General features: G+C 72.9%; 24 protein-coding genes. 17 read left to right on the forward strand and 7 right to left on the reverse strand.

Features of this window, described 5'->3' with window-relative positions:
* Positions 1-39: 39 nt before the first annotated feature.
* Entirely contained in the window at positions 40-1,440 is a 1,401-nt protein-coding gene (locus GA0070620_RS27965; protein WP_091595774.1) for an alpha,alpha-trehalose-phosphate synthase (UDP-forming), read from the reverse strand.
* A gap of 408 nt (positions 1,441-1,848) precedes the next feature.
* Here GA0070620_RS27965 and ettA point away from each other — a divergent pair, with 408 nt between their 5' ends.
* The 4 genes from ettA (at position 1,849) to GA0070620_RS27985 (ending at position 5,473) form a co-directional block, all read left to right on the forward strand.
* The gene (gene ettA, locus GA0070620_RS27970; RefSeq protein ID WP_091595776.1) at positions 1,849-3,525 is read left to right on the forward strand and encodes an energy-dependent translational throttle protein EttA; all 1,677 of its coding nucleotides are present in this window, start codon (positions 1,849-1,851) and stop codon (positions 3,523-3,525) included.
* Positions 3,526-3,549: 24 nt separating this feature from the next.
* Positions 3,550-3,993, forward strand: a complete 444-nt coding sequence (locus GA0070620_RS27975) for an acyl-CoA thioesterase (RefSeq protein ID WP_091595778.1) — start codon at positions 3,550-3,552, stop codon at positions 3,991-3,993.
* Positions 3,990-4,757, forward strand: coding sequence for a hypothetical protein (locus tag GA0070620_RS27980; RefSeq protein ID WP_172836518.1), 768 nt, complete (start codon positions 3,990-3,992; stop codon positions 4,755-4,757). The genes GA0070620_RS27975 and GA0070620_RS27980 overlap by 4 nt, the downstream gene beginning before the upstream one ends.
* 131 nt (positions 4,758-4,888) lie before the next feature.
* Positions 4,889-5,473: a type III secretion system chaperone family protein gene (locus tag GA0070620_RS27985; RefSeq protein WP_091595780.1), complete on the forward strand. Its 585-nt coding sequence runs from the start codon at positions 4,889-4,891 to the stop codon at positions 5,471-5,473.
* Positions 5,474-5,520: 47 nt separating this feature from the next.
* On the opposite strand, the gene GA0070620_RS27990 is transcribed toward GA0070620_RS27985, so the two are convergent.
* The 3 genes from GA0070620_RS27990 to GA0070620_RS28000 form a co-directional block, all read right to left on the reverse strand.
* Positions 5,521-5,901 carry a globin gene (locus GA0070620_RS27990; protein WP_172836627.1) on the reverse strand — a complete coding sequence of 127 codons (381 nt, stop codon included), beginning with the start codon at positions 5,899-5,901 and terminating at the stop codon, positions 5,521-5,523.
* A 158-nt stretch (positions 5,902-6,059) separates the two neighbouring features.
* Positions 6,060-7,457, reverse strand: a complete 1,398-nt coding sequence (locus GA0070620_RS27995; protein WP_091595784.1) for an MFS transporter — start codon at positions 7,455-7,457, stop codon at positions 6,060-6,062.
* A gap of 239 nt (positions 7,458-7,696) precedes the next feature.
* Positions 7,697-8,719: a mechanosensitive ion channel family protein gene (locus GA0070620_RS28000; protein WP_231922488.1), complete on the reverse strand. Its 1,023-nt coding sequence runs from the start codon at positions 8,717-8,719 to the stop codon at positions 7,697-7,699.
* Positions 8,720-9,033: 314 nt separating this feature from the next.
* Between GA0070620_RS28000 and GA0070620_RS28005 the strand changes: the two genes are divergently transcribed.
* A complete protein-coding gene (locus GA0070620_RS28005; protein WP_091599477.1) occupies positions 9,034-9,567 on the forward strand; it encodes an HNH endonuclease in 534 nt (177 codons plus the stop codon).
* A 26-nt stretch (positions 9,568-9,593) separates the two neighbouring features.
* Here the strand turns inward: GA0070620_RS28005 and GA0070620_RS28010 are convergent, their stop codons facing one another.
* From GA0070620_RS28010 to GA0070620_RS28020, 3 genes are all read right to left on the reverse strand, one after another.
* Entirely contained in the window at positions 9,594-10,370 is a 777-nt protein-coding gene (locus GA0070620_RS28010) for a class F sortase (RefSeq protein ID WP_091599480.1), read from the reverse strand.
* 81 nt (positions 10,371-10,451) lie between these two features.
* Positions 10,452-10,991 (reverse strand): hypothetical protein, encoded by a 540-nt coding sequence (locus tag GA0070620_RS28015; protein WP_231921995.1) that lies wholly within the window; start codon positions 10,989-10,991, stop codon positions 10,452-10,454.
* Between the two features lie 86 nt (positions 10,992-11,077).
* Positions 11,078-11,560: an Lrp/AsnC family transcriptional regulator gene (locus tag GA0070620_RS28020; RefSeq protein ID WP_091595788.1), complete on the reverse strand. Its 483-nt coding sequence runs from the start codon at positions 11,558-11,560 to the stop codon at positions 11,078-11,080.
* Between the two features lie 146 nt (positions 11,561-11,706).
* Here GA0070620_RS28020 and GA0070620_RS28025 point away from each other — a divergent pair, with 146 nt between their 5' ends.
* The 12 genes from GA0070620_RS28025 (at position 11,707) to GA0070620_RS28080 (ending at position 23,949) form a co-directional block, all read left to right on the forward strand.
* The gene (locus GA0070620_RS28025) at positions 11,707-12,609 is read left to right on the forward strand and encodes a tryptophan 2,3-dioxygenase (protein WP_091599486.1); all 903 of its coding nucleotides are present in this window, start codon (positions 11,707-11,709) and stop codon (positions 12,607-12,609) included.
* Between the two features lie 20 nt (positions 12,610-12,629).
* Positions 12,630-13,937: a kynureninase gene (gene kynU, locus GA0070620_RS28030; protein ID WP_091595790.1), complete on the forward strand. Its 1,308-nt coding sequence runs from the start codon at positions 12,630-12,632 to the stop codon at positions 13,935-13,937.
* Positions 13,934-15,268 (forward strand): FAD-dependent oxidoreductase, encoded by a 1,335-nt coding sequence (locus tag GA0070620_RS28035; protein ID WP_091595792.1) that lies wholly within the window; start codon positions 13,934-13,936, stop codon positions 15,266-15,268. Before kynU ends, GA0070620_RS28035 begins: the two co-directional genes overlap by 4 nt.
* Before the next feature lie 23 nt (positions 15,269-15,291).
* On the forward strand, positions 15,292-16,773 hold the full coding sequence (locus GA0070620_RS28040; RefSeq protein WP_091599488.1) for a 2-hydroxymuconic semialdehyde dehydrogenase: 1,482 nt from the start codon (positions 15,292-15,294) through the stop codon (positions 16,771-16,773).
* A gap of 83 nt (positions 16,774-16,856) precedes the next feature.
* Entirely contained in the window at positions 16,857-17,651 is a 795-nt protein-coding gene (locus GA0070620_RS28045) for a 2-keto-4-pentenoate hydratase (protein ID WP_091599491.1), read from the forward strand.
* Complete coding sequence (locus GA0070620_RS28050; protein ID WP_091595794.1) at positions 17,648-18,595, forward strand: acetaldehyde dehydrogenase (acetylating); 948 nt, start codon at positions 17,648-17,650, stop codon at positions 18,593-18,595. Before GA0070620_RS28045 ends, GA0070620_RS28050 begins: the two co-directional genes overlap by 4 nt.
* The gene (dmpG, locus tag GA0070620_RS28055) at positions 18,592-19,647 is read left to right on the forward strand and encodes a 4-hydroxy-2-oxovalerate aldolase (protein WP_091595796.1); all 1,056 of its coding nucleotides are present in this window, start codon (positions 18,592-18,594) and stop codon (positions 19,645-19,647) included. The genes GA0070620_RS28050 and dmpG overlap by 4 nt, the downstream gene beginning before the upstream one ends.
* Positions 19,644-20,417, forward strand: a complete 774-nt coding sequence (locus tag GA0070620_RS28060) for a 2-keto-4-pentenoate hydratase (RefSeq protein WP_091595798.1) — start codon at positions 19,644-19,646, stop codon at positions 20,415-20,417. The genes dmpG and GA0070620_RS28060 overlap by 4 nt, the downstream gene beginning before the upstream one ends.
* Complete coding sequence (locus tag GA0070620_RS28065; RefSeq protein WP_231921996.1) at positions 20,414-20,869, forward strand: RidA family protein; 456 nt, start codon at positions 20,414-20,416, stop codon at positions 20,867-20,869. Before GA0070620_RS28060 ends, GA0070620_RS28065 begins: the two co-directional genes overlap by 4 nt.
* Positions 20,866-21,390: a 3-hydroxyanthranilate 3,4-dioxygenase gene (locus GA0070620_RS28070; RefSeq protein WP_091595800.1), complete on the forward strand. Its 525-nt coding sequence runs from the start codon at positions 20,866-20,868 to the stop codon at positions 21,388-21,390. The genes GA0070620_RS28065 and GA0070620_RS28070 overlap by 4 nt, the downstream gene beginning before the upstream one ends.
* Entirely contained in the window at positions 21,390-22,391 is a 1,002-nt protein-coding gene (locus tag GA0070620_RS28075) for an amidohydrolase family protein (RefSeq protein ID WP_091595802.1), read from the forward strand. The genes GA0070620_RS28070 and GA0070620_RS28075 overlap by 1 nt, the downstream gene beginning before the upstream one ends.
* A gap of 94 nt (positions 22,392-22,485) precedes the next feature.
* The gene (locus tag GA0070620_RS28080; RefSeq protein WP_091595804.1) at positions 22,486-23,949 is read left to right on the forward strand and encodes an amidase; all 1,464 of its coding nucleotides are present in this window, start codon (positions 22,486-22,488) and stop codon (positions 23,947-23,949) included.
* Positions 23,950-23,960 lie beyond the last annotated feature (11 nt).

A 23,960-nucleotide genomic window follows, 5' to 3' on the forward strand; every position in this document is an offset into this window, starting at 1 on the left:
CTCCGGTGGCGACGACGGGGCCGCCGGAAACGGTCGTGCTCACGCGGCCTCCGCCTCCGGCACGCCGAGCTCGGTGAGGAACGACTTGGCCCAGTGGCCGACGTCGTTGGTTCGTAGGTGGCGCTGCATCGTCCGCATCCTGCGGCGGGCCTCCGGCTTCTCCACGTGCACGGCCCGCAGCAGGGCGTCCTTGACCGCGTCAGGGTCGTGCGGATTGCACAAAAATGCCTGGCGCAGCTCGGTGGCTGCGCCGGCGAACTCACTGAGCACGAGCGCGCCGCCCTGGTCGGCGCGCGACGCGACGTACTCCTTGGCCACCAGATTCATCCCGTCTCGCAGCGGGGTCACCATCATCACGTCCGCGGCGACGTACATCGCGGCGAGTTCGCTGCGACTGTACGACTGATGCAGATAATGCACCGCCGGCACGCCCACCCTGCCGAATTCGCCATTAATCCGACCAACCTCGCGTTCCACCTTGACACGGAGGGCCTGGTAGTGCTCCACCCGCTCGCGGCTCGGGGTGGCCACCTGCACCATGACGGCGTCCGGAACACTCAGCTTGCCGTCGGCGAGCAGTTCCCGGAAGGCCTTCAGACGAAGCTCGATGCCCTTCGTGTAGTCGAGCCGGTCGACGCCCAGGATGATCGTCTTCGGGTTGCCCAGCTCCTCACGGATCTCCTTGGCCCGGGCCTGGACGGCCGGGTCGGCGGCCATCCGCTCCATCTCCCTCGTGTCGATCGAGATGGGGAACGCCCCGGCCTTCACCTGACGGCCGTCGACCTGGATCATCTGCCCCTCGTAGCGCAGCCCGAGCAGGTGCCGGGCCAGCCGGACGAAGTTCTGCGCCGCCAGCCGCTGCTGGAACCCGACCAGGTCGGCGCCGAGCAGGCCCCGCAGGATCTCGGTGCGGAAGGGCATCTGCATGAACAGCTCGATCGGCGGGAACGGGATGTGCAGGAAGAACCCGATCCGCAGGTCGGGCCGCAGCTCCCGGAGCATCGCGGGCACGAGTTGGAGCTGGTAGTCCTGCACCCACACCGTCGCGCCCTCGGCCGCGACGTCCGCCGCGGCCTCCGCGAACCGGGCGTTGACCAGCCGGTACGCCTCGCGCCAGCGGCGCTTGTAGGCCGGTGTCTCGACCGCGTCGTGGTAGAGCGGCCAGATGGTGGCGTTGGACTGCCCCTCGTAGTAGCGCTCCAACTCCTCGGCGCTCAGCGGGACCGGGTGCAGACGGATGCCCTCCAGGTCGAACGGGTCGGGAGCGGCGCCGGTGCCACCGGCCCATCCGACCCAGGTGCCCTGGTGCTCGGCGAGGACGGGGTGCAGCGCGGTCACCAGCCCGCCGGGGCTGCGTCGCCACTGCCGCCCGTCGGGTGTGCTCACCTCGTCGACCGGCAGGCGGTTCGCCACTACGACAAAGGAGCTGCGGACGGTCACGTTCGGCCACCTCCGGGTGCTGACGGGTCAACCGCGAATGAGCGTACTGAGCGTAGCTGCGGCGTCTGGGACCCCGTGCCGGAGTTCCCTACCCGCCCCGCGTGCGTCCAACCCATGGGGTGATCTTGTCAACAAGCGCCTGGTCGCGGCGTCGATGGCGGCAATCCCATGGGTCGCGTTCCCGTCCCACCGGTCGGGTCCGGCGGGGCGCCGGGCGACCGGTCCGGGCGGGAATCCGGCTCGCCGTGGCCGCCCCGGGCGGGGTGATGTGGGCGCAGCGGCCCGTACCTGTCAGGATTGACGACGGCGTGCGTGCGGCCGGCTCCCGGCCGGCGGCGGTGGGCGGACGGCCCAGCCGCGCCCCGCACCCGCAGCTCGCGATCGCAACCGACGGAGGTAGCCCGCACCGTGGCCCAGTTCATCTACGTCCTGGAGAAGGCGCGCAAGGCGCACGGCGACAAGGTCGTGCTGGACAACGTGACGCTGAACTTCCTGCCCGGGGCCAAGATCGGTGTGGTCGGCCCGAACGGTGCCGGTAAGTCCAGCCTCCTCAAGATCATGGCAGGGCTGGACCGGCCGAGCAACGGCGAGGCGCGGCTCATGCCCGGATTCACCGTCGGCATGCTCGCCCAGGAGCCGCCGCTCAACGACGCCAAGACCGTGCTGGGCAACGTCGAGGAGGCGGTCGCCGAGATCAAGGCCAAGCTGGAGCGGTTCAACAAGATCGCCGAGCAGATGGCGACGGACTACTCCGACGAGCTGATGGAGGAGATGGGCCGGCTCCAGGAGGAGCTGGACACCGCCGACGCGTGGGACATCGACTCCAAGCTCGAACTGGCCATGGACGCGCTGCGTTGCCCGCCGCCGGACGCCGACGTCACCAAGCTCTCCGGTGGTGAGCGCCGCCGGGTGGCGCTGTGCAAGCTGCTGCTGGAGGCGCCCGACCTGCTGCTGCTCGACGAGCCCACCAACCACCTGGACGCCGAGAGCGTGCAGTGGCTGGAGCAGCACCTGGCCAAGTACGCCGGCACCGTCCTGGCCATCACCCACGACCGCTACTTCCTCGACAACGTGGCCAACTGGATCCTCGAACTGGACCGGGGCCGGGCCTACCCCTACGAGGGCAACTACTCCACCTACCTGGAGAAGAAGGCCGCCCGCCTGGCCGTCGAGGGTCGCCGCGACGCCAAGATGAAGAAGCGCCTCACCGAGGAGCTGGAGTGGGTCCGCTCCAACGCCAAGGCGCGGCAGACCAAGTCCAAGGCCCGGCTCGACCGCTACGACGAGATGGCCGCCGAGGCGGAGAAGACCCGGAAGCTGGACTTCGAGGAGATCCAGATCCCGCCGGGCCCGCGCCTGGGCAATACGGTCATCGAGGCGCAGGGCCTGAGCAAGGGCTTCGGCGACCGGCTGCTGATCGACAACCTGTCGTTCTCGCTGCCCCGTAACGGCATCGTCGGCATCATCGGCCCGAACGGCGTCGGCAAGACCACCCTGTTCAAGACCATCGTCGGGCTGGAGCAGCCGACCAGCGGCAGCGTCCGGGTCGGCGAGACCGTCTCGCTGTCGTACGTCGACCAGAACCGGCAGGGCCTCGACGGTGACAAGACCGTCTGGGAGGTCGTCTCCGACGGGCTGGACCACCTGATGGTGGGCAAGGTCGAGATGCCGTCCCGGGCGTACATCGCGGCGTTCGGCTTCAAGGGCCCGGACCAGCAGAAGCCGACCAAGGTGCTCTCCGGCGGCGAGCGCAACCGGCTCAACCTCGCGTTGACGCTGAAGATCGGCGGCAATGTGATCCTGCTCGACGAGCCGACCAACGACCTGGACGTGGAGACGCTCTCCAGCCTGGAGAACGCGCTGCTGGAGTTCCCCGGCTGCGCCGTGGTCATCTCGCACGACCGGATGTTCCTCGACCGCGTCGCCACGCACATCCTGGCCTGGGAGGGCGACGACCAGAACCCGGCGAAGTGGTTCTGGTTCGAGGGCAACTTCGAGGCGTACGAGAAGAACAAGGTCGACCGGCTCGGTGCCGAGGCGGCGCGGCCGCACCGGGTGACGTACCGCAAGCTGACCCGCGACTGAGCACGACGGACGGGGTGTCAACCCGTGAGTGACCGGTTCGTCTACCACTGCACCCTCCGCTGGTCCGACCTGGACGCGTTCGGCCACGTCAACAACTCGCGCTTCCTCTCGCTCTACGAGGAGGCGCGGGTGGCGTTGATGTTCGCCGGTGGCCGGGCGGCTGGGGTCGAGTCGTTCGGGGCCGGCGTGGTGATCCGCCGGCACGAGGTCGACTACCTCCGCCCGGTGGGCTACGACGTCGGGCCGCGCACCGTCGAGGTGGCGCCGACCGTACGCATCGAGCTCTGGGTGGAGGAGATCCGGCCGTCCCGGTTCACCGTCGCCTACGAGCTCTTCGACGGCGAGGTGCTGGCGAGTCGGGCCCGTTCGGTGCTCGTGCCGTTCGACCTGGACCGGCAGCTGCCCCGGCGGCTCACCGACCAGGAGCGGGCGTTCCTGCTCGGGTACGCCCCCGGCGGCGCCGCGTGAGCGCCCAGGGCGCCGCCGGTCCGGCGGGCCGCGCCGGCGGTGGCGTGGTGGCCGGCGGGCACGGGATCACCGGGGTCGCCGACGCTGGGGCGTTCCTGGCCCGGCTGGTCCGGCTCGATCCGGCGCTCCCGGTCCGGCTCCGCCCGGCCGGCGGCGACCGCACCGCGCTCTGGGCGCGGCTGCCGTGGCAGGTGCTGGTGGTCCGGACGGTCGCCGGGGCGGGCCCGGGCGACGTCACCGTGGCCGCCGCCGAGCTGCTGGCCGAGCTGGAGCGGTCCGGCCCGGCCCTGCCGTCCCGGCGGGACGGGGAGTGGCGCTGGCCGCTGCCGCCAGCGGCCAGTCGGCGGGTGGAGAAACTTCCCGCCGGGGACGTGTGGCGGATCGCCCGGGCCGCCGCCGGTGCGCTGCGCGACGCGACCGAGCACGGGGTGGCGGGCCGGGTGGTGGGGCAGCGCGCGCTGCGGGACGCCCTGCTCGACCACGTGGCCGTGCTGGTCACCCCGGACGACCCACCCGGGCCGCCGGTCGAGGTGTCGCAGCGGCTGGTCCAGGGACTGGTCCGGATGGGTTTCCTGGGTTCTCCGGGTGTCGGCGGGCACGCCGACGCGGCCGCCCCGCCCGCCGACGCCGCGAGCCCGCCCGCCGACGTCCAGGTGCGCGTCGCCGGCCGATGGGTCGGGTTGGTGGGACCTTACGGAGCGGCCTGGTCGCAGAAGGCCACCGATCTTGCCCTGACGCCCCTGGCGGGTCGTCCGAACGGGTGACCCATGGTCGTCCTTCTGGTTTGGGGCGACCGTTGGGGGGATGCCTCAACCCGGCTGTCCGGGTACCGTCCATCCTCGGATCCAACGCACGGTAGGCGGCTGGATCCGCTGGGGAGTGAGGTGCGCGAGCGATGCCGTGGTGGTCATGGCGCCCGGGTCCGGCCGGCGGCGGCGATCCGGAGAGTCGGAGCGGGATCACAGTGGAGGACAGCGTCCGGGTCGGGCCACCGACCCCGCGCCAACCGGGAGACGACTGCACGACCAACGACCGCACCGTGATCGCGGGAATGCCCGCCACCGTCGAGCCGGTCACGCTGAGCCGGGTCTGCGACGCGCTGGACCTGCTCGACGTGCGCTACCTCGCCGACGGCGACGGCAACCTGCTGGCCATGTGGGAGCGGCACGCCGTGCTGGTCACCCTGGAGGGGCCGGAGGACGAGATCCTGGTCATGCGGGCACGTCCACACGCGACGGTCCCGCCCGACTGGGCCGACCGGGCCTACCGGGTGGTCAACGAGTGGAACCACACCCGCCGGTTCTGCAAGGCCTACATCGGCGACCCGACCGAGCGCGGGCAGCTGCCCATCTACGCGGAACTGCAGGTGCCCCTGGGCGCCGGCACGCACGACGCGCTCCTGGTCGAGATGCTCGACTGCGGCGCCGCCGTGGCGACCAGCTTCGTGGACTGGCTGCACGACGAGGGCGCCCTGCTCTGACCCCCGGCCGGCGCGGTGGCCGACCGCCGCCGGCGTCCGTCCGCCCGTCAGGCCGGATCCTCCATCACGTTCACCATGAAGTACGCGGCCCGCTCCAGGTAGTCCCAGAGCGCGGTGGCGTGGTCCGCGGGCAGGTCGAGTCGGTCGACCGCCCGGCGCATGTGCAGCAACCAGGCGTCCCGCTCCGCCGCCCCGATCCGGAACGGCGCGTGCCGCATCCGCAGTCGCGGGTGGCCGCGCTGGGACGAGTAGGTGTTGGGGCCGCCCCAGTACTGGATCAGGAAGAGGGTCAGGCGGTCGGCCGCCGGTCCCAGGTCCTCCTCCGGGTACATCGGCCGCAGCAGCGGGTCGGTGGCGACGCCGGCGTAGAACTCGTCCACCAGCTTGCGGAAGGTGGGCTCGCCGCCGATCGCCTCGAAGAGCGTCATCGACGGCCGGGCGCGGTCGGATTCGCCTGCGGGGTTCACCGTTCCATCCTGCCAGGCACTCGGCGGGCGGACCGTCCTGGACGCCCGGCGACGGCTGTGCGTCGGGTCACGGCGCCGCTGAGTCGGCCCGTAGGGCCCCGGCGGCTTCGTGGGGGGCTTCAGGTGACGGCGTGCCGGCGTCGGCCGGCCTCGCCCGGTTGCCCGGGCGCCGGGTCGCTGGTGGGACGGGGCCGCACCTCGGTCGAGCCCTGCGCGGTGTCCGGGGCGGTCGTCCCCTCGTTCGCCGCGCTCGCCGCCGCCACGGCGGCGTCCACGGTCTCCCGGCTCGGCCAGCGCAGGACGACGACCATCATCAGCACGGCCCCGGCGATGCTCCAGAGTCCGACCACGCGCGGGAGGTTGAAGCGGTCCGCGAGGACGCCGGTGACCAGCACGGCCAGCCCCTGGATGACCTGGACCCCGGTGGCCATCACGCCGAAGGCGCGGGCGCGGAACGCGTTCGGCAGGGCCCGGACGAAGAGCCCGTTGGCCGTCGGCAGCATCCCGGCGACGGCGAAGCCGCAGGCCGCGGCGAGCAGGGCCACCACCCACGGCGGCGGGTTGAGCAGGGCGGGCACCAGGGTCAGCGGGGCGATCACCGCCAGCGGCCGCAGCAGGGTCAGCCGCCGCGCCGGCCCGACCGCCCGGCCGATCAGCAACCCGCCGAGGATGAACCCGACGGGGGTGGCGGCCATGATGACGGCCTGCGCGACGCCCGCGTTGATCTTTTCGTCGGGACGGTTGTTGGCCCAGGCCGCGGCCAGGCCCTCCGGCACGATCGAGAAGAGCATCGCGCTGAACACCAGCACGGCGATCGCCCGCAGCACCGGCGTGCCGAATACGATCTTGAACCCCTCGGCGGTCTCCCGGATCAGGTGGGTGCGGTGCGCCGGGCTCAGCGCCGGCGGCCGCTCTCGGACGCCGACGCGGACCAGGACCGCCGAGGCGGCGAAGGTGAGCGCGTTGATCAGCAGCGCCGCGACCGGGCTGAGCGAGCCGATCGCGGCGCCCAGGAGGTAGCCGAGGATCTGACAGGCCTGGCTGACGCTGGCGTTGAGCGACAACCCGAGCACCAGCCGGTCACCCGCGAGGATCTGCGGCAGCAGCGCCGACTTGGCCGCCTGGCTCGGCGGGTTGGCCAGGGTGGCGAGGAAGAGCAGCACCAGCACGGCGGGGACCGGCAGGCCCGGGATGGCGATGAGCAGCATCAGCACCATCCGGATCAGGTCGCAGGCGACCATGACCCGGCGGTACGGATAGCGCTCGGCGAGCGCCGCGAGCAGCGGGCCGCCGGCCAACCACGGCAGGTAGCTGACCGCGAAGGCGGCCGCGGAGAGCGCGATGGAGGAGGTCGTCTGGTAGACGAGCAGGGTGACAGCGGCCTTGGCGAGGTAGTCGCCGACCCAGGACAGGGCGCCGGCCGTGAAGACCGCCCGGAACTCCCGCTGGGCGAAGACCTCGCGGAAGGTGGCTTGCCCTTCCGGTGAGGGTCGCTCGTCGGACACCGTCGCCTCCATCGTTCCCCGGGGCGCCACTCGTGACGGCGTCGGCCCCGGGAACCGTCGTCAGATCTAGGGATCAGCGAGGACGCCAGCACGCTTCGACGGGAACGCGTGCCCCGGATTCTGCCCGATCGTCTGACAACTGGCTAGGGCGAACGGATAGATCGTCGCATCTCCGACTGAACGAACGGACGATACCTGAGGGGCCGCGTGGCCGCGACCCCCCTGGATTGTCGGTCAGTCGGAAACCGGGCTCAGGTGGCCCCGCCGCGCCCGTCCTCGGCGGAGGCCGGCGGCCGGGTCGGTACGCCCGGGTAGAGCCGGGCGGCGGCGATCTGCGCGGTGATCCCGGAGTTCTCCAGCGCCTCGGCCAACCGTCGCCGCAACTCCCGGCCCACCGCGAACTGACCGTCGGCGGTCGTCTTCACCACCGTGCGGATCACCGCGCCGTCGACCGTCATCTGCTCGACGCCCAGCACCTCGGGCGCCTCGACGATCTCCGGCGCCAGCTCCGGGTCGACCGCGACGGAGGCCGCCGCCGTACGCAGCACCGCGGTCGCCTCCTCGGTGCCGGCGAACCCGATCGGCAGGTCCACCACCACCAGCGCCCAGCCCTGGCTCTTGTTACCGACGCGGATGATCTCGCCGTTGCGGATGTACCAGAGCACGCCGCGCCCGTCGCGGACGGTGGTGACCCGCAGCCCGACCGACTCGACCACGCCGGTCGCCTCGCCGAGGTCGACCGTGTCGCCGACGCCGTACTGGTCCTCGATGAGCATGAACAGGCCGGCGATGAGGTCCTTGACCAGGCTCTGCGCGCCGAACCCGAGGGCCACGCCGGCGATTCCGGCGCTGGCCAGCAACGGCGCCAGGTCGAAGCTGAACTCGCGCAGGATCATCAGCAGCGCGATGCCGAAGATGAACGCCGTCGTCATGCTGCGCAGCACCGAGCCGATGGCCTCGGCCCGCTGCCGTCGCCGCTCCGGGATGAACTCGCCGGGCTCCGCCGCCGCGGTGGGGATCCGTTCGCGCAGCGGCCGCAGCATCGTCGGCACCCCGGCGTCGGTGGTGGTCCGCACCAGCCGGTTGATCGCCCGGTGCAGCGCCCAGCGGGCCACGAACGCCACCAGGATGATCAGCAGCACGCGCAGCGGCTTCAACAGGATCCAGTAGCTGCCCTCGGCGAACCAGGCCGACTTGGTGACGCTGAACAGCCACTCGCAGGAGGTGCTGCCCTGGCAGTCGGGCTGGTTGGCGGCGGGCAGGGCGGAAAGCATCAGTCCGGCGGCACTCACCCTGCTTTCGTACCGCAAGGGTCCGGCCGCGCCGCCGCCGACCCACCGGCGGGTGACGGCCGCCCGCCCGCGGATGACGCACCGGTGAACGGACGAGGGTAAAACCGGTCATCTTGCCAGGCCCGCGGACCGCTTCCGGAGGGACCCCGGATTAGTACGTGCAATCCGGGGTCCGATCAGGGACTATTGGCGCAACGGACGTCGGTGATCCGACCGGCGTCGACCGTGTGGGCCGTCGTGCCCGGTTCCGGTCGACGGCCGCGGCGGTGGCCCGCTGAACCGGGAGGGTGATCGCGATGCCTGACATACGACCCGCGGTGGGCTCCGGTGCGCTGGTCCTCAATGCCACCTACGAGCCGCTGTGTGTCGTGTCGGTGCGTCGTGCCGCGATCCTCGTCCTCTCCGCGAAGGCCGTCTGCGTCGCCGACGGCGACGGTGTCCTCCACAGCGCCCGGGACGCCCTGCCGGTGCCCTCGGTTGTCCGCCTGACCCGGTTCGTCCGGGTGCCCTACCGCACCCACGTGGGCCTGTCCCGCCGGGCGATCTTCGCCCGCGACGGGTGGCGGTGCGCCTACTGCCGGGGGCCGGCCGAGACCATCGACCACGTCTTCCCCCGCAGCCGCGGTGGGCGGCACGCCTGGGAGAACGTGGTCGCCGCCTGCGCCCGGTGCAACCACACCAAGGGCGACAAGACCCCGGCCGAGCTGGGCTGGCGGCTGCACTCGCTGCCCGCGCCCCCGAAGGGCACCGCCTGGCGGGTGCTCGGCCACCGGGCGCCCGACCCGCGCTGGGCCGACTGGCTCGATTTGCGCGAACCCGAGGCGGCCTGAGCCCGGCCGGTCCCGGTGGCGCCCGATCACGTCCGGCGCGCCTTCACGAGCGAGGCGAAGACCACCACGTTGTCCGCGTAGCCGGTCTCCCCGCCCACCCACCGCCCGCCGCAGGTGATCAGTCGCAGGTTGGGGCGGCTGAAGTCGCCGAACACCTCGTCCACGGGCAGTTCCTCCTTGTCGAACCGCTCCACCGAGGTCACCTCGAAGACCGCCACCGTGCCGTCTGACCGGCGTACGTCGACCCGGTCACCGGTGCGCAGCCCCTTCAGTTCGTGGAAGACGGCCGGTCCGGTGGTGGTGTCCACGTGGCCCACGATCACCGCCGGTCCGTACTGGCCGGGGGTGGGGCCCTGGTCGTACCAGCCCGCCTCCTGTGCCCGGGACGCGTCGGGGACGCCGATGCTGCCGTCCGCGGCGATGCCGACGTTGTGCACCGGTGCCCGTACGTCGATCGACGGGATGGTGAGCGCCACCGGTGGGCTCGCCGGCAGCACCGGGAACTTCTTCGGCGGCGGCCGGAGCCCGGCACTGATCTGGTCCGGCAGGACGTTGAGCCCGGTGACCCGCTCGACGCCGAGCATCGCCACGATCAGCACCATGAGCGTCGCGATCACCAGCACCGGCACGCCGGGGCCACCGCGACGGTTCATCCGGCGTGTGGGCGCGACCCGGGCGGCCGGCCGGGGCCGCAGCGGCGGCGCCTTCGGGTCGGTGGTCGGCACGCTGGCCGCGACCGCGTGCCGGGCGACCAGTCGGATCCGGCCCGACGTGCGGACCACCAGCCGACCGGACGCGCGCAGGGCCGACCGGGTCACCGCCCGGAACCGTCTCGGGTCCGGACGCCTGCGGTGCGAGGCTGAGCGGGCCACGACGCCCCCTGGTCAGGATCCCGGCCCGGTCCGTCGGCGGCTGCCCGCCATGCCGAGCGCCACCGCGGCGCCCACCACCGCCACCCCGCCGATCAGCAGCAGGGAGCCGGTGCCCCGCCCCATCGCGGTGCCACCGCCGCCGGTGGCGGGGCCCTTGCTGGGCTGCGCCATGTTCAGCACGGTGAGCGTGGTGGTGGCGGTGTTCCCGTTCTTGCAGCGCAGGTTGACCGGATAGTCCCCCGGCGCCCGGTCGCTGGGCACGGTCGCCGAGCCGGTCAGGAAGCCGTTGTCCGGTCGGAGGAACACCCGGTTGAAGGCGTCCGAGGTGACCTCGGCCTCGCGGTTGTTGTCGTTGTCGCAGCCGGCGCGGATGTGGATCCGGCTGCCGGCCTGGACGCTGTTCGGCGTCACCTCGACGAACGTGTTCTCACCCGCCCCCGCGGGCGCGGCGCCGACCAGGACGAACGCCGCGATCAGGGCGAACGCCCCGAGCAGCCTGATGATGATCGACGGGGCGGGAAACACGCCACCGTCCGGTCGCAGACCCCGCATGATCCTCCCTCCCGGCACCGGTGTACCGGTCCTGCTGGGGCGACCCGCGGTGCATTCCCCCTGCTCTGCCGGCTAACCCGGGAGGCTCAGCGGCGCCGGCCGCCGGGGGCGGGGGCGTCCGGGCCGGCGGTCGGCGGCAGCGGGGTGATCGGGTGCCAGTCCAGCGGGGTGGAGAGCACCATCGTGCTGGACGGCTGGCCGTACGGGGCGAGGCGGTCGATGACCCCCTCGAACTCGTCGATCGAGCCGGCCGCCACCTTGAGCATGCTGCACGCGTCACCGGTGATCCGGTGGATCTCCAGGATCTCCGGCCAGTCGGCAACCTCCGGGTCGCGCAGGATGCAGCGCGACCCGTAGCAGGACATGCGGATCAGGGCCACCACGCTGCGGCCGGCCCGGCTCAGGTCCACCCGGGCGTGGTAGCCGGTGATGACGCCGGACTCCTCCAGCCGGCGTACGCGCTCGGCCACCGCCGGCGGTGAGAGGTGCACCCGGCGGGAGAGCTCGCTGAAGGAGAGGCGCGCGTCGGCCTGCAACTCCCGCAGCAGCGCCCAGTCCATGTCGTCCACGCGGCCACCTTACTTTCCTGAACCCGAACCGCCCTCGCGCCTTGTGGGCGGCAGGTCGGCACCGCGCAGAGCCGTTGATCCGGCATTCCGTGCGCGCGTCCGGTCGGACCATCATTGGCCTGATCCGGTTCATGGAGGAGACGACGGTGGAACAGACGGAGCTGCGGGAGCGTACGCCGACCGCGGCGGTGCGGCCGGTCACGCCCAGGCAGCGGGCGGCCACGGCCGCGCGCAACGGTGGCGAGCCCACGCTGGAGTTCGCCGAGCGGGTGCCCTACGACGTGTACACCCACGCCAGCACCCTGCACGGGTTGCAGCAGACGCTCAGCGACGACCCCGGTGAGATGTCCTTCCTGATGGTCAGCCAGATCATGGAGCTGTACTTCGGGCTGACCCGGTTCGAGCTGCGCGAGGCGCAGCGGCTGATCCGCGAGGACCGGGTGTGGGACGCGCTGGCGCCGCTGCGGCGTGCCGGGCTGCACCTGGAAGGGCTCAACGCCGCCTGGCGGGGCCTGCGCTGGATGACGCCGGCCGACTTCAACCGGTTCCGCAACCTGCTCGGCGAGGGGTCCGGCTTCCAGTCCGCGATGTACCGGCACCTGGAGTTCGTGCTCGGCCTCCGCGATCCGGCGCTGATCCGGCCGTTCCGCCGGCAGACCGAGGTCCACGCGGAGCTGACGGCCACCCTGGCCGCGCCGAGCCTCTGGGACGACGTGATCGCCCTGCTCGCCCGCCGTGGCTTCGACCTGCCCGCCGCGCTGCTGGAGCGGGACGTCGCCGTCGAACACCAGGCCGACCCGCGCGTCGAGGCGGCCTGGGTGGAGATCTACTCCGACAACGGTCCGGACAACCACCTGCGCCTGCTCGGTGAGGCGCTCACCGAGGTCGCCGAGCAGTTCGGCGACTGGCGGTGGCAGCACGTCAAGGCGGTGCAGCGGACGATGGGCGCCAAGGTCGGCAGCGGCGGGTCCGCCGGGCTGGCCTGGCTGCAGCGCAGCATGGCCCGGGTGGTCTTCCCGGAGCTGTGGTCGGCCCGCACCAGCATGTGACCGGAGAGCGAGACACCCCGATGAACGCCCCCCACCCCGTACCGTCACGCCTCGCCGCCACGGAGGCCGAGGCGCACCGGCTGGACGCCGACGACCCCGGGCACCGCCACCTGTTCCTCGTGCCGCCCGCCGACGGCGGACGGTACGCCGAGGCCGCGTACCTGGCCGGCAACTCCCTCGGCCTCCAGCCCCGGGCCACCCGGGAGGAACTCCTCGCCGACCTGGAGGCCTGGAGCCGCCTCGGCGTCGAGGGGCACCTGGAGGCCGAGCGCCCCTGGCTGCCGTACCACGAGCTGCTCACGCTGCCCGCCGCGCGACTGGTCGGCGCCCTGCCGGCGGAGACCGTGGTGATGAACTCACTCACGGTCAACCTGCACCTGCTGATGGTCAGCTTCTACCGCCCGCAGGGCCGGCGGACGCGGATCGTCATCGAGGACAGCGCCTTCCCCTCGGACAGCTACGCCGTCCGCAGCCAGGCCCGCTTCCACGGCCTCGACCCGGACAGCACGGTGGTCCGGCTGCGCCCCCGCCCCGGCGAGGACACCCTGCGCACCTCCGACGTGTGCGACTTCCTGGCAGCCGAGGGCGACACCGTGGCGCTGGTGCTGCTGGGCGGGGTCAACTACCTCACCGGCGAGCTGATGGACATTCCCGCGATCACGGCGGCCGGTCGGGCCGCGGGCGCGGTGGTCGGCTGGGACCTCGCGCACGCCGCCGGCAACGTCCCGTTGTCCCTGCACGACTGGGACGTGGACTTCGCCGCCTGGTGCTCGTACAAGTACCTGAACTCCGGTCCCGGCGCGCTGGCCGGTGTCTTCGTGCACGAGCGGCACGTCGGCGACCCGCGGCTGCCCCGCTTCGAGGGCTGGTGGAGCACCGAGGCGGCGACGCGCTTCGAGATGACGCCGACCTCCCGGCCACCGGCCACCGTGGAGGCGTGGCAGATCTCCAATCCGCCGATCTTCGCGATGGGCCCGGTGCGGACCTCGCTGGAGCTCTTCGACCGGGTGGGCATGCCGGCGCTGCGGGAACGCAGCCTGCGGCTCACCGGTTACCTGGAGCGGCTCCTCGACGAGGTGACGGCCGGCCGGCCGCTGACCGTGGTCACCCCGCGTGACCCGCGGCGGCGGGGCTGCCAGCTCTCCGTACGGATCGGGGTGGGCAGCGCCAACGAGTTGACGAAGCGGCTGCGGCACGAGCACGGTGTGATCGCCGACGCCCGGGAGCCGGACATCGTCCGGTTCGCGCCGGTGCCCCTGTACTCGACGTACCACGACTGCTGGCGGGTCGCCGACGCGCTGGCCGCGACGGTGGAGGCCGACTCATGACGACCGAACACGAGGAGATCGCGGTCGTCGGCGCCGGGCTGGCCGGCTGCCTGACCGCCTGTTTCCTGGCCCGGCGCGGCTACCGGGTGGCGCTGTACGAGCGGCGGCCCGACCCGCGTACCGGACGGATCGAGCGGGGACGCTCGATCAACCTGGCGCTCTCCGAGCGGGGCCTCGACGCGCTGCGCCGCATCGGGCTCGACGAGCAGGTGATGGCCGACGCGCTGCCGATGCGCGGCCGGATGATCCACCCGGTGGCGGGCGAGCCGCAGTTCCAGTCGTACAGCGCGTCGGGCGATCGGGCGATCAACTCGATCAGCCGGGGTGCCCTGAACAACGCGCTGCTCGACGCGGCGTCGGCCCTGCCCGGGGTGCGGATCGCGTTCGACCACCGGTTGGTCGGGCTCGACCCGGCCACCGGGGAGATGACCTTCGAGACGCCGCAGGGCAAGGTCACCGAGACCGCCGCGGTGGTGCTCGGCGCCGACGGGGCCGGCTCGGCCGTACGCGGGCAGCTGGTCGGCCACGGGCTGCTCACCGAGAGCCTGGACTTCCTCGACTACGGATACAAGGAGCTGACCATCCCGCCGCTGGGCGGCGACTTCGCGCTCGACCCGGACGCCCTGCACATCTGGCCGCGCGGCACCTCGATGATGATCGCCCTGCCGAACCCGGACCGCTCCTTCACCTGCACGCTCTTCTGGCCCACCCACGGCACGGCGGCGTTCGCCTCGCTGGGCAGCCCGGCGGCGATCGAGCGGCACTTCGCCGAGCACTACCCGGACCTGATCCCGCTCGCGCCGAACCTGGTGGACGACTACCAGCACAACCCGGTCGGCGTGCTGGGCACGGTGCGCAGCACGCCCTGGCAGGTGGACGGGCGGGTCGGGCTGCTCGGCGACGCGGCGCACGCCATCGTGCCGTTCTACGGCCAGGGCGCGAACTGCGCCTTCGAGGACGTGGTGGAGCTGGACCGCTGCCTGGACGAGTGCGCCGACGACTGGGCGGCGGCCCTGCCGCTGTTCCAGCAGCGCCGGCAGGGCAACGCCGAGGCGATCGCCCGGATGGCCCTGACCAACTTCGTGGAGATGCGGGACAAGGTCGCGTCGCCGCTGTTCCAGGCCCGCAAGCGGGTCGAGCACGCGCTGGAGCGGGCCCTGCCCGGTCGGTACGTCTCCCAGTACGAGCTGGTGTCGTTCTCCACCACCCCGTATGCGGAGGTGCGCCGCCGGGTGCGCCGGCAGCACCGGCTGTTGGGTGTGGTCGTCGCGGGCGCGGCGGCCCTGGTGGCCGGCGCGGTCGGCGCGGCCGTGCGAGGGAGGCGTCGATGACGGTCCGGTGGGATCCACGGTTGATGACCGGGCGGGCGCCGGACGGCCCGCCCCTGTTGCGCAACTTCGTGGGCGGCGAGTTCGTCGACGCCGGCCGCACCTTCATCAAGCGCAGCCCGGTGACCGGTGAGCCGGTGTTCGAGGTGGCCGAGGCCGACGCATCCTGTGTGGACGACGCCGTGAACGCCGCCCGGGCCGCGCTGCGCGGCCCCTGGGGGCGGATGGGGGAGCGGGAGCGGGCCGAGGTGCTGCGCCGCGTCGCCGACGAGTTGGAGCGCCGCTTCGACGACCTGGTCGCCGCCGAGGTCGCCGACACCGGAAAGTCGATCTCACAGGCCCGCACCCTGGACATTCCGCGCGGTGCCGCGAACTTCCGGGCCTTCGCCGAGATCGTCGCGACCGCGCCCACCGAGTCGTTCACCACCGTCACCCCCACCGGTGGCCGGGCACTCAACTACGCCGTCCGCAAGCCGGTCGGCGTGGTGGCCGTGATCGTGCCGTGGAACCTGCCGCTGCTGCTGCTCACCTGGAAGGTGGCGCCGGCCCTGGCGTGCGGCAACGCGGTGGTGGTGAAGCCCAGCGAGGAGACCCCCGCGTCCGCGACGCTACTGGCCGAGGTGATGGCCGCGGCCGGCGTCCCGGACGGGGTGTTCAACCTGGTGCACGGCTTCGGGCCGGACTCGGCCGGCGAGTTCCTCACCCGGCACCCCGGCGTCGACGCGATCACCTTCACCGGCGAGTCGGCCACCGGCAGCGCCATCATGCGCGCCGCCGCCGACGGGGTGAAGGCGGTCAGCTTCGAGTTGGGCGGCAAGAACGCCGGCCTGGTCTTCGCCGACACCGACCTGGACGCCGCCGTGGCCGGCTCAATCCGGTCCAGCTTCACCAACGGCGGCCAGGTGTGCCTCTGCACCGAGCGCATCTACGTGCAGCGGCCGGTCTTCGAGGAGTTCACCGCGCGGTTGGCGAAGCGGGCCGGCGAGCTGGCGTACGGGTGGCCGACCGACGAGGCCACCGCCACGATGCCGCTGATCTCGCACGGCCACCGGGCCAAGGTGCTCGGCCACTACGAGCTGGCCCGGGCCGAGGGCGCCGAGGTGCTGACCGGGGGTGGCACGCCGCGCTTCGGCGACGCCCGCGACGGCGGCGCGTACGTGCAGCCGACCGTGCTGACCGGGCTCGGGCCGGACGCCCGGACCAACCGCGAGGAGATCTTCGGTCCGGTCGTCCACGTCGCCCCCTTCGACGACGAGGAGGAGGCGTACGCGCTCGCGAACGGCACCGAGTACGGGCTGGCGGCGACGGTGTGGACCCGCGACGTGGGCCGGGCGCACCGGGCCGGTGCCCGGCTCGACGCCGGCATAGTCTGGGTCAACACCTGGTTCCTGCGCGACCTGCGCACCCCGTTCGGCGGGGTGAAGGCGTCCGGGATCGGGCGCGAGGGCGGGGTCCACTCGCTGGACTTCTACTCCGAACTCACCAACGTCTGCGTGGACCTGTCGTGAACGGGCGCGGCGAGGAGCGGCATGAGCGTACGCGGGAAGCGGACCACCGGCCGGGCACCCCGGAGTCGTCGGGCGGTGACGCCGTGAACGTCGACATCGAGGCCGCGAACCGGGAGCTGGCCGAGGCGCGCAGCAGCGGGAAGCCGTGCGCTCCGCTGCGCGGACGGCTGCTGCCGGAGGGGGACGTCGAGGCGGCGTACCGGGTACAGCAGCTCCAGGCGCGGGCCTGGCAGGGGCGTGGCGAGCGCCGGGTGGGCGCGAAGATCGGGCTGACCTCGCGGGCGGTGCAGGAGGCCTTCGGGGTCTTCCAGCCCGACTTCGGGATCCTCACCGACGTCATGGCGGTCGCCGACGGCGCCGAGGTGGCGATCGGCCGGCTGCTGCAGCCGCGGGTGGAGGCGGAGATCGCCTTCGTGCTCGGCGCGGACCTGCCCGACGAGCGGATCACCACCGTCGACCTGATCCGGGCGGTCGACCACGTGCTACCGGCGATCGAGATCGTCGACTCGCGGATCGCCGACTGGGACATCTCCATCGTGGACACCGTCGCCGACAACGCCTCCAGTGGGCTGTTCGTGCTCGGCACCACGCCCCGCCGGGTGGCGGACGTGGACCTTCGGCTGTGCGGGATGGTCCTGGACCACGCGGGGGAGCCCGTCTCGGTCGGCGCCGGGGCGGCCTGCCTCGGCAACCCGCTGCACGCGCTGGCGTGGCTGGCCGGCACGCTGGCCCGCTCCGGCGACCCGTTGAAGGCCGGGGACGTGGTGCTCTCCGGCGCGCTCGGCCCGATGGTGCCGGTCACCCCCGGCGCCGCGTACGAGGCCCGGATCTCCGGTGTCGGGTCGGTGCGGACCTGTTTCTCCAAGGAGGCCCAGTGACCGTCGGTGTGGCGGTGATCGGTTCCGGCAACATCGGCACCGACCTGATGATCAAGGTGCTGCGGCTCAGTGACAGCCTGCGGATGGTCGCGATGGCCGGCATCGACCCGGCCTCCGACGGCCTGGCCCGGGCTCGGCGGCTCGGCGTGGCGACCACCGCCCAGGGCGTGGACGGGCTCGTGGCGATGCCCGAGTTCGCCGACGTCGAGCTGGTCTTCGACGCCACGTCGGCGGGCGCGCACCGCCGGCACGACGAGGTGCTGCGCGCGCACGGCCGCACGGTGGTCGACCTGACGCCGGCCGCGATCGGCCCGTACGTGGTGCCGCCGGTCAACCTCGACGAGCACCTGCACGAGGCCAACGTCAACATGGTGACCTGCGGCGGTCAGGCCACCGTGCCGATCGTCGCCGCGGTCGGCCGGGTCACCCCGGTCGGGTACGGGGAGATCGTCGCCTCGATCGCGTCGAAGTCCGCCGGGCCGGGCACCCGGGCGAACATCGACGAGTTCACCGAGACCACCGCCCGCGCCATCGAGGTGGTCGGCGGCGCCGAGCGCGGCAAGGCGATCATCGTGCTCAACCCGGCCGACCCGCCTCTGCTGATGCGCGATACCGTCTACTGCCTCTGCCCGGACGTCGACGCCGACCGGGCCGCCATCGCCGCCTCGGTGGCGGACATGGTGGCCACGGTGCAGGAGTACGTGCCGGGCTACCGGCTCAAGCAGGACGTGCAGTTCGACCGCGTCGACACGTACGTCCCGTCGCTGGGGCGGCACCTGGTCGGCCTCCAGGTCTCCGTCTTCCTGGAGGTCTCCGGCGCCGGGCACTACCTGCCCGCGTACGCCGGAAACCTGGACATCATGACCTCGGCCGCGCTGCGGACCGCGGAGCGGCTGGTGGCTCTCCGGTCGACGGCGCCGGGCGCGCTGGAGGTGACCGCGTGACCGACCTGTACATCCAGGACGTGACGCTGCGCGACGGCATGCACGCCATCGCGCACCGCTACACCGTCGACCAGGTGCGGTCCATCGCCGCGGCGCTGGACGCCGCCGGGGTGGCCGCGATCGAGGTGGCGCACGGCGACGGCCTGGCCGGGTCGAGCGTCAACTACGGCCACGGCGCGGCCGGCGACGCCGACTGGATCGCCGCGGCGGCCGAGGTCCTGACGACCGCGCGGCTGACCACCCTGCTGCTGCCCGGCATCGGCACCATCGCCGACCTGAAGGCCGCGAAGGCGCTCGGCGTGACCAGCGTCCGGATCGCCACCCACTGCACCGAGGCGGACATCTCCGCGCAGCACATCTCCTGGGCGCGCGAGAACGGCATGGACGTCGCCGGGTTCCTGATGATGTCGCACATGAACGACCCGGCCGGGCTGGCCGGCCAGGCCAAGCTCATGGAGTCGTACGGGGCGCACTGCGTCTACGTCACCGACTCCGGCGGCCGGCTGCTGATGTCCGACGTCGCCGAGCGGGTCGACGCGTACCGGCAGGTGCTCGACCCGCACACGCAGATCGGCATCCACGCCCACCACAACCTGTCGCTCGGGGTGGCGAACAGCGTGCTCGCGGTCGAGCACGGCCGGATCGTCGGGGACGGGCCGCTCGGCTCGCCCGCCGGCCGGACGGTCCGGGTGGACGCGTCGCTGGCCGGCATGGGCGCCGGTGCCGGCAACGCGCCGCTGGAGGTGTTCGTCGCGGTCGCCGAGCTGCACGGCTGGAAGCACGGCTGCGACGTGTTCGCGTTGATGGACGCCGCCGACGACCTGGTCCGCCCGTTGCAGGACCGGCCCGTCCAGGTGGACCGGGAGACGCTCTCGCTCGGCTACGCCGGGGTCTACTCCAGCTTCCTGCGCCACGCCGAGCGCGCCTCCGCCAGGTACGGCGTCGACGTCCGCTCGATCCTCGTCGAGCTGGGCCGTCGCCGCATGGTCGGCGGCCAGGAGGACATGATCGTCGACGTCGCGCTGGACCTCGCGAGCGGGGGAAACTCATGATCGGGCCGGACACCGCGGGCATCGCCGAGCGCCTCGGCGAGGCGGCGGACACCGCCACCGCCATCGCCCAGCTCGCCGCCGAGACGGGCCTGGACGCCGACGCCGCGTACGCGGTGCAGACCGCCCTGCTCCAGCGCCGCCTCGCGCGGGGCGAGCGGCTCGTCGGCCTCAAGATGGGGCTGACCAGCCGGGCGAAGATGGCCCAGGTCGGGGTGGACGAGGTCATCTGGGGCCGGCTCACCGACGCCATGCGGGTGCCCGACGGGGGCAGCGTCGACGTGGGGGCGTACATCCACCCGAGGGTGGAGCCGGAGGTGGCGTTCCTGCTGGACCGGCTGCCCGAGCCGGGCGAGCCGGTCGGCGACTTCACCGACGCGGTCCGCGCCGTCGCCCCCGCGATCGAGCTGATCGACTCCCGGTACGCCAACTTCACCTTCTCGCTGCCCGACGTGATCGCCGACAACACCTCCGCCGCCGCGTTCGTGGTGGGGCCGTGGTCGCCGGTGCCGGACGGGTTGGAGAACCTCGGCGTGCTGCTGGAGGTCGACGGCCGGGTGGCGCAGGTCGGCTCGACCGCGGCGATCCTCGGCGACCCGCGCCGCGCCCTCGACGAGGGCATCCGGCTGGCCGGTCGGCACGGCGTGCGGCTGCGTGAGGGCTGGGTGTTCCTCGCCGGTGCGGCCACCGCCGCCGTGCCGCTGCGACCCGGCGCCCACGTGCGCGCCGTGGTCGAGAAGCTCGGTACGGCGTCCCTGAAGGCGCTGCCGTGAGCGGGTCGAACGGTGCCGACCCCGGCGTCGTGAGCGCCCGCGTCGTCGCGGGCAAGGCCGTGCCGCGCGGCGCCTTCCCGCACGTCAAGGTCGCCGGCGGTTTCGTCTTCGTCTCCGGCACGTCGTCCCGCCGCCCCGACAACACGTTCGCGGGTGTGTCGGTGGACGAGTTCGGCACCACCGACCTGGACATCCGGGCGCAGACCCGGGCCGTCGTCGAGAACATCCGCGACCTGCTGCGCTCGGTCGGCGCCGACCTGTCCGACCTGGTCCAGGTCACCTCGTACCTGGTCAACATGAACGACTTCGGTGGCTACAACGAGGTCTGGGCGGAGTTCTTCGACGCCACCGGCCCGACCCGCACCACCGTCGCCGTCCACCAACTGCCGCACCCCCACCTGCTCATCGAGATGCAGGCCGTGGCCCTTCACCCCTCCGGAGGTCAGTCGTGAGCGAGATCGCCGAGCCGTTCAGCTTCCCGGGCTGGATCGCGGACAACCAGCACCTGCTCAAGCCGCCGGTCGGCAACAAGGAGATGCTGCCGGGCAGCGACGACTTCATCGTGATGGTCGTCGGCGGGCCCAACCAGCGCACCGACTTCCACGTCGACCCGTACGAGGAGTTCTTCTACCAGGTCAAGGGCAACATGCACGTCAACCTGATGCTCCCGGAGGGCCCGCGTACGGTCCACATCCGCGAGGGTCAGATGTGGATGCTGCCGCGCAACACCCCGCACTCGCCGCAGCGCCCGGAGGCCGGCTCGATCGGGATGGTGATCGAGCGGGTCCGCGAGGAGGGCACGCTGGAGAAGTTCCAGTGGTACTGCGCCGAGTGCGGCAACAAGGTGCACGAGGTGGAGCTCCAGGTCCGCGACATCGCCGCCGACCTGCCGCCGGTCTTCCAGGCGTTCTACGCCGACGAGAAGGCGCGCACCTGCACCGACTGCGGCGCGCTGCACCCGGGCAAGGGCTGATGCCCGGGCCCGTCGTGGACGTGCACACGCACGTCGTACCGAAGGGCTGGCCGGCCCTCGACGCGGCGTGCGGCGGGTCCGGCTGGCCCTGGCTGCGGGTCGACTCCGAGCGAGCCGCCATGATCATGGTCGGCTCGGCCGAGTTCCGGCCGATCGGCGCGGAGTGCTGGGACGCGCCCACCCGGCTGGCCGACATGGACGCCGACGGCGTCGACATGCAGGTCGTCTCGCCCACCCCGGTCTTCTTCAGCTACGACCGGCCGGCGCGGCAGGCGGTGCAGGTGGCCCGCATCTTCAACGACCTGACGCTGGAGGTCACCGCGGCCGGCGGGGACCGGCTGGTGCCGTTCTGCCAGGTGCCCCTTCAGGACCCGGACGCGGCCTGCGCCGAGCTGGACCGCTGCCTCGACGCCGGGCACGTCGGGGTCGAGATCGGCAACCACGTCGGCGACCGCGACCTGGACGACGCGGGTGTCGTCGAGTTCCTCCAGCACTGCGCGCGGGTGGGCGCCCCGGTCTTCGTCCACCCGTGGGACATGCCCGGCGGCCCCCGGCTGGACCGGTGGATGGCCCGCTGGCTGACCGGCATGCCCGCCGAGACGCACCTGTCGGTGCTGGCGCTGATCCTCGGTGGCGTCTTCGACCGCGTGCCGGCCTCGCTGCGGATCTGCTTCGCGCACGGCGGCGGCAGCTTCCCGTTCTGGCTGGGCCGCGCCGACAACGCCTGGCACCGCCGGGGCGACCTGGTCCGGGGGGCGTCCACCGCGCCGCCCAGCTCCTATGTCGACCGTTTCCACGTCGACTCGGTGGTCTTCGAACCGGCGGCGCTGCGGCTGCTCGTCGACACGGTGGGGGAGGACCGGGTACTGCTGGGCAGCGACTACCCGTACCCGCTGGGCGAACGCCCGGTCGGGCAGGTGGTCCGCAAGGCCGACTTCCTCACCGCCGACCAGCGGGACAAGCTGCTCTCCCGCAACGCGCTGCGCTTCCTGCACGGCTGAGCGCGCCCCGGGCCTCTACCGTGGGGGCCGGACGCGACCGGCGGTCCGGCGCGTGAGAGGTGCGTCCGTCCTGGTAGCCCGGCAGGATGAGGGCATGGCCGAGCCGCACGACCTGACCGCGCTGGAGCAGGCCGCCGCGATCGAGCGCGGCGAGCTGTCCAGCGCCGACCTGGTCGCGCACCACCTCGACCGGGTGGCCGCGCTCGGCGACACCGTCGGCGCGTTCGTGACGGTCACCGCCGAGCCCGCGGCGCGGGCCGCCGAGGCGGCCGACGCCGCGCCGGCCGACCGGCGCGGCCCACTGCACGGCGTACCGACCGCGATCAAGGACCTGACCCTCACCGCCGGCGTGCGGACCACCTTCGGCTCGGCCGCGTTCGCGGACTTCGTCCCACCGGTCGACGCCGACGTGGTCCGGTTCATGAAGGCGGCCGGCCTGGTCAGCCTCGGCAAGACCACCACCTCCGAGCTGGGGTGCTCGCTCTACTCCGAGGGGCGGGTCGCACCGCCGGCCCGCAACCCGTGGAACCTCGCGTACACCGCCGGGGGATCCAGCGGCGGCGCGGCGGCGGCCGTCGCGGCCGGGCTGGTCCCGGTCGCGCAGGGCTCCGACGGCGGCGGGTCGCTGCGCATTCCCGCGGCCCTCTGCGGCCTGGTCGGCTACAAGCCCAGCCGCGGCCTGGTCTCCGGCGGCCCGCTCGGCTTCGGCGCGTTCGGCCTGCCCACCCACGGGCCCATCGGTCGTACGGTCACCGACGTCGCCGCCCTGCTGGACGTGCTGGCCCAGCCGGTGCCCGGCGAGCCCTACCTGCCGCCCGCCGCGCCCCCCGGCGGCTACCTGGCGGCGGCCCGCGCCGCCGCGCCCGGGCGGCTGCGGATCGGGCGGTTCACCGCGCCGATGCTCGCCGACGAGCCGGTCCACCCGGACTGCGTGGCCGCCGTCGACCGGGCGGCCGCGCTGCTCACCGCCGCCGGCCACGAGGTGGTCGAGGTCGCAGCGCCGCTCGGCCCCACGACGTGGCCGCTCTTCGAGATCGTCTGGTACGTCCTCGCGCTGTCACCCGTCCCGCCCGAGCGGGAGAGCGAGCTGCTGCCGCTGACCCGGTTCCTGCGGGGCCGGGGCGCCGAGATCTCCGCCGGCACCCTGGCCGCCACGCTCGGCGAACTCCAGGCGCAGGTACGCCTCGGCGCCCGCCGGACGGCCACCTGCGACCTGCTGCTCTGTCCCACCCTCGCCGCGCCGCAGGCACCGGTCGGCTGGTTCACCGCCGACGGTGACCCGGAGGCGGATTTCGACCGGCAACGCCGGTTCTCGCCGTACTGCGCCATCTTCAACGTGACGGGGGAGCCGTCCGTCTCGCTGCCGGTCGGCGTGACGGCGGACGGGATGCCGGTCGGGGTGCTCCTCACCGGCCGGTACGGTGACGACGCGCGGCTGATCGCGACCGCTGCGGAACTGGAGAACTCCAGTGGCGGATGGGATCGCCACCCCGCGATCTGGCGGGCCGTCGACTCCGCTAACGTGAATGGCAGCGGAGTCGGGCGGTCGACGCCCTGAACCTGTCCACC

The organism is Micromonospora krabiensis (assembly GCF_900091425.1).
Taxonomy (GTDB): domain Bacteria; phylum Actinomycetota; class Actinomycetes; order Mycobacteriales; family Micromonosporaceae; genus Micromonospora; species Micromonospora krabiensis.

Bases quoted from the DNA above. Each gene is read 5' to 3' on its own strand.
- GA0070620_RS27985 (WP_091595780.1), top strand. From the start codon at position 4,889: ATGCCGTGGTGGTCATGGCGCCCGGGTCCGGCCGGCGGCGGCGATCCG.
- GA0070620_RS27990 (WP_172836627.1), bottom strand. From the start codon at position 5,901: ATGACGCTCTTCGAGGCGATCGGCGGCGAGCCCACCTTCCGCAAGCTG.
- GA0070620_RS27995 (WP_091595784.1), bottom strand. From the start codon at position 7,457: ATGGAGGCGACGGTGTCCGACGAGCGACCCTCACCGGAAGGGCAAGCC.
- GA0070620_RS28000 (WP_231922488.1), bottom strand. From the start codon at position 8,719: ATGCTTTCCGCCCTGCCCGCCGCCAACCAGCCCGACTGCCAGGGCAGC.
- GA0070620_RS28005 (WP_091599477.1), top strand. From the start codon at position 9,034: ATGCCTGACATACGACCCGCGGTGGGCTCCGGTGCGCTGGTCCTCAAT.
- GA0070620_RS28015 (WP_231921995.1), bottom strand. From the start codon at position 10,991: ATGCGGGGTCTGCGACCGGACGGTGGCGTGTTTCCCGCCCCGTCGATC.
- kynU (WP_091595790.1), top strand. From the start codon at position 12,630: ATGAACGCCCCCCACCCCGTACCGTCACGCCTCGCCGCCACGGAGGCC.
- GA0070620_RS28035 (WP_091595792.1), top strand. From the start codon at position 13,934: ATGACGACCGAACACGAGGAGATCGCGGTCGTCGGCGCCGGGCTGGCC.
- GA0070620_RS28040 (WP_091599488.1), top strand. From the start codon at position 15,292: ATGACCGGGCGGGCGCCGGACGGCCCGCCCCTGTTGCGCAACTTCGTG.
- GA0070620_RS28060 (WP_091595798.1), top strand. From the start codon at position 19,644: ATGATCGGGCCGGACACCGCGGGCATCGCCGAGCGCCTCGGCGAGGCG.
- GA0070620_RS28075 (WP_091595802.1), top strand. From the start codon at position 21,390: ATGCCCGGGCCCGTCGTGGACGTGCACACGCACGTCGTACCGAAGGGC.
- GA0070620_RS28080 (WP_091595804.1), top strand. From the start codon at position 22,486: ATGGCCGAGCCGCACGACCTGACCGCGCTGGAGCAGGCCGCCGCGATC.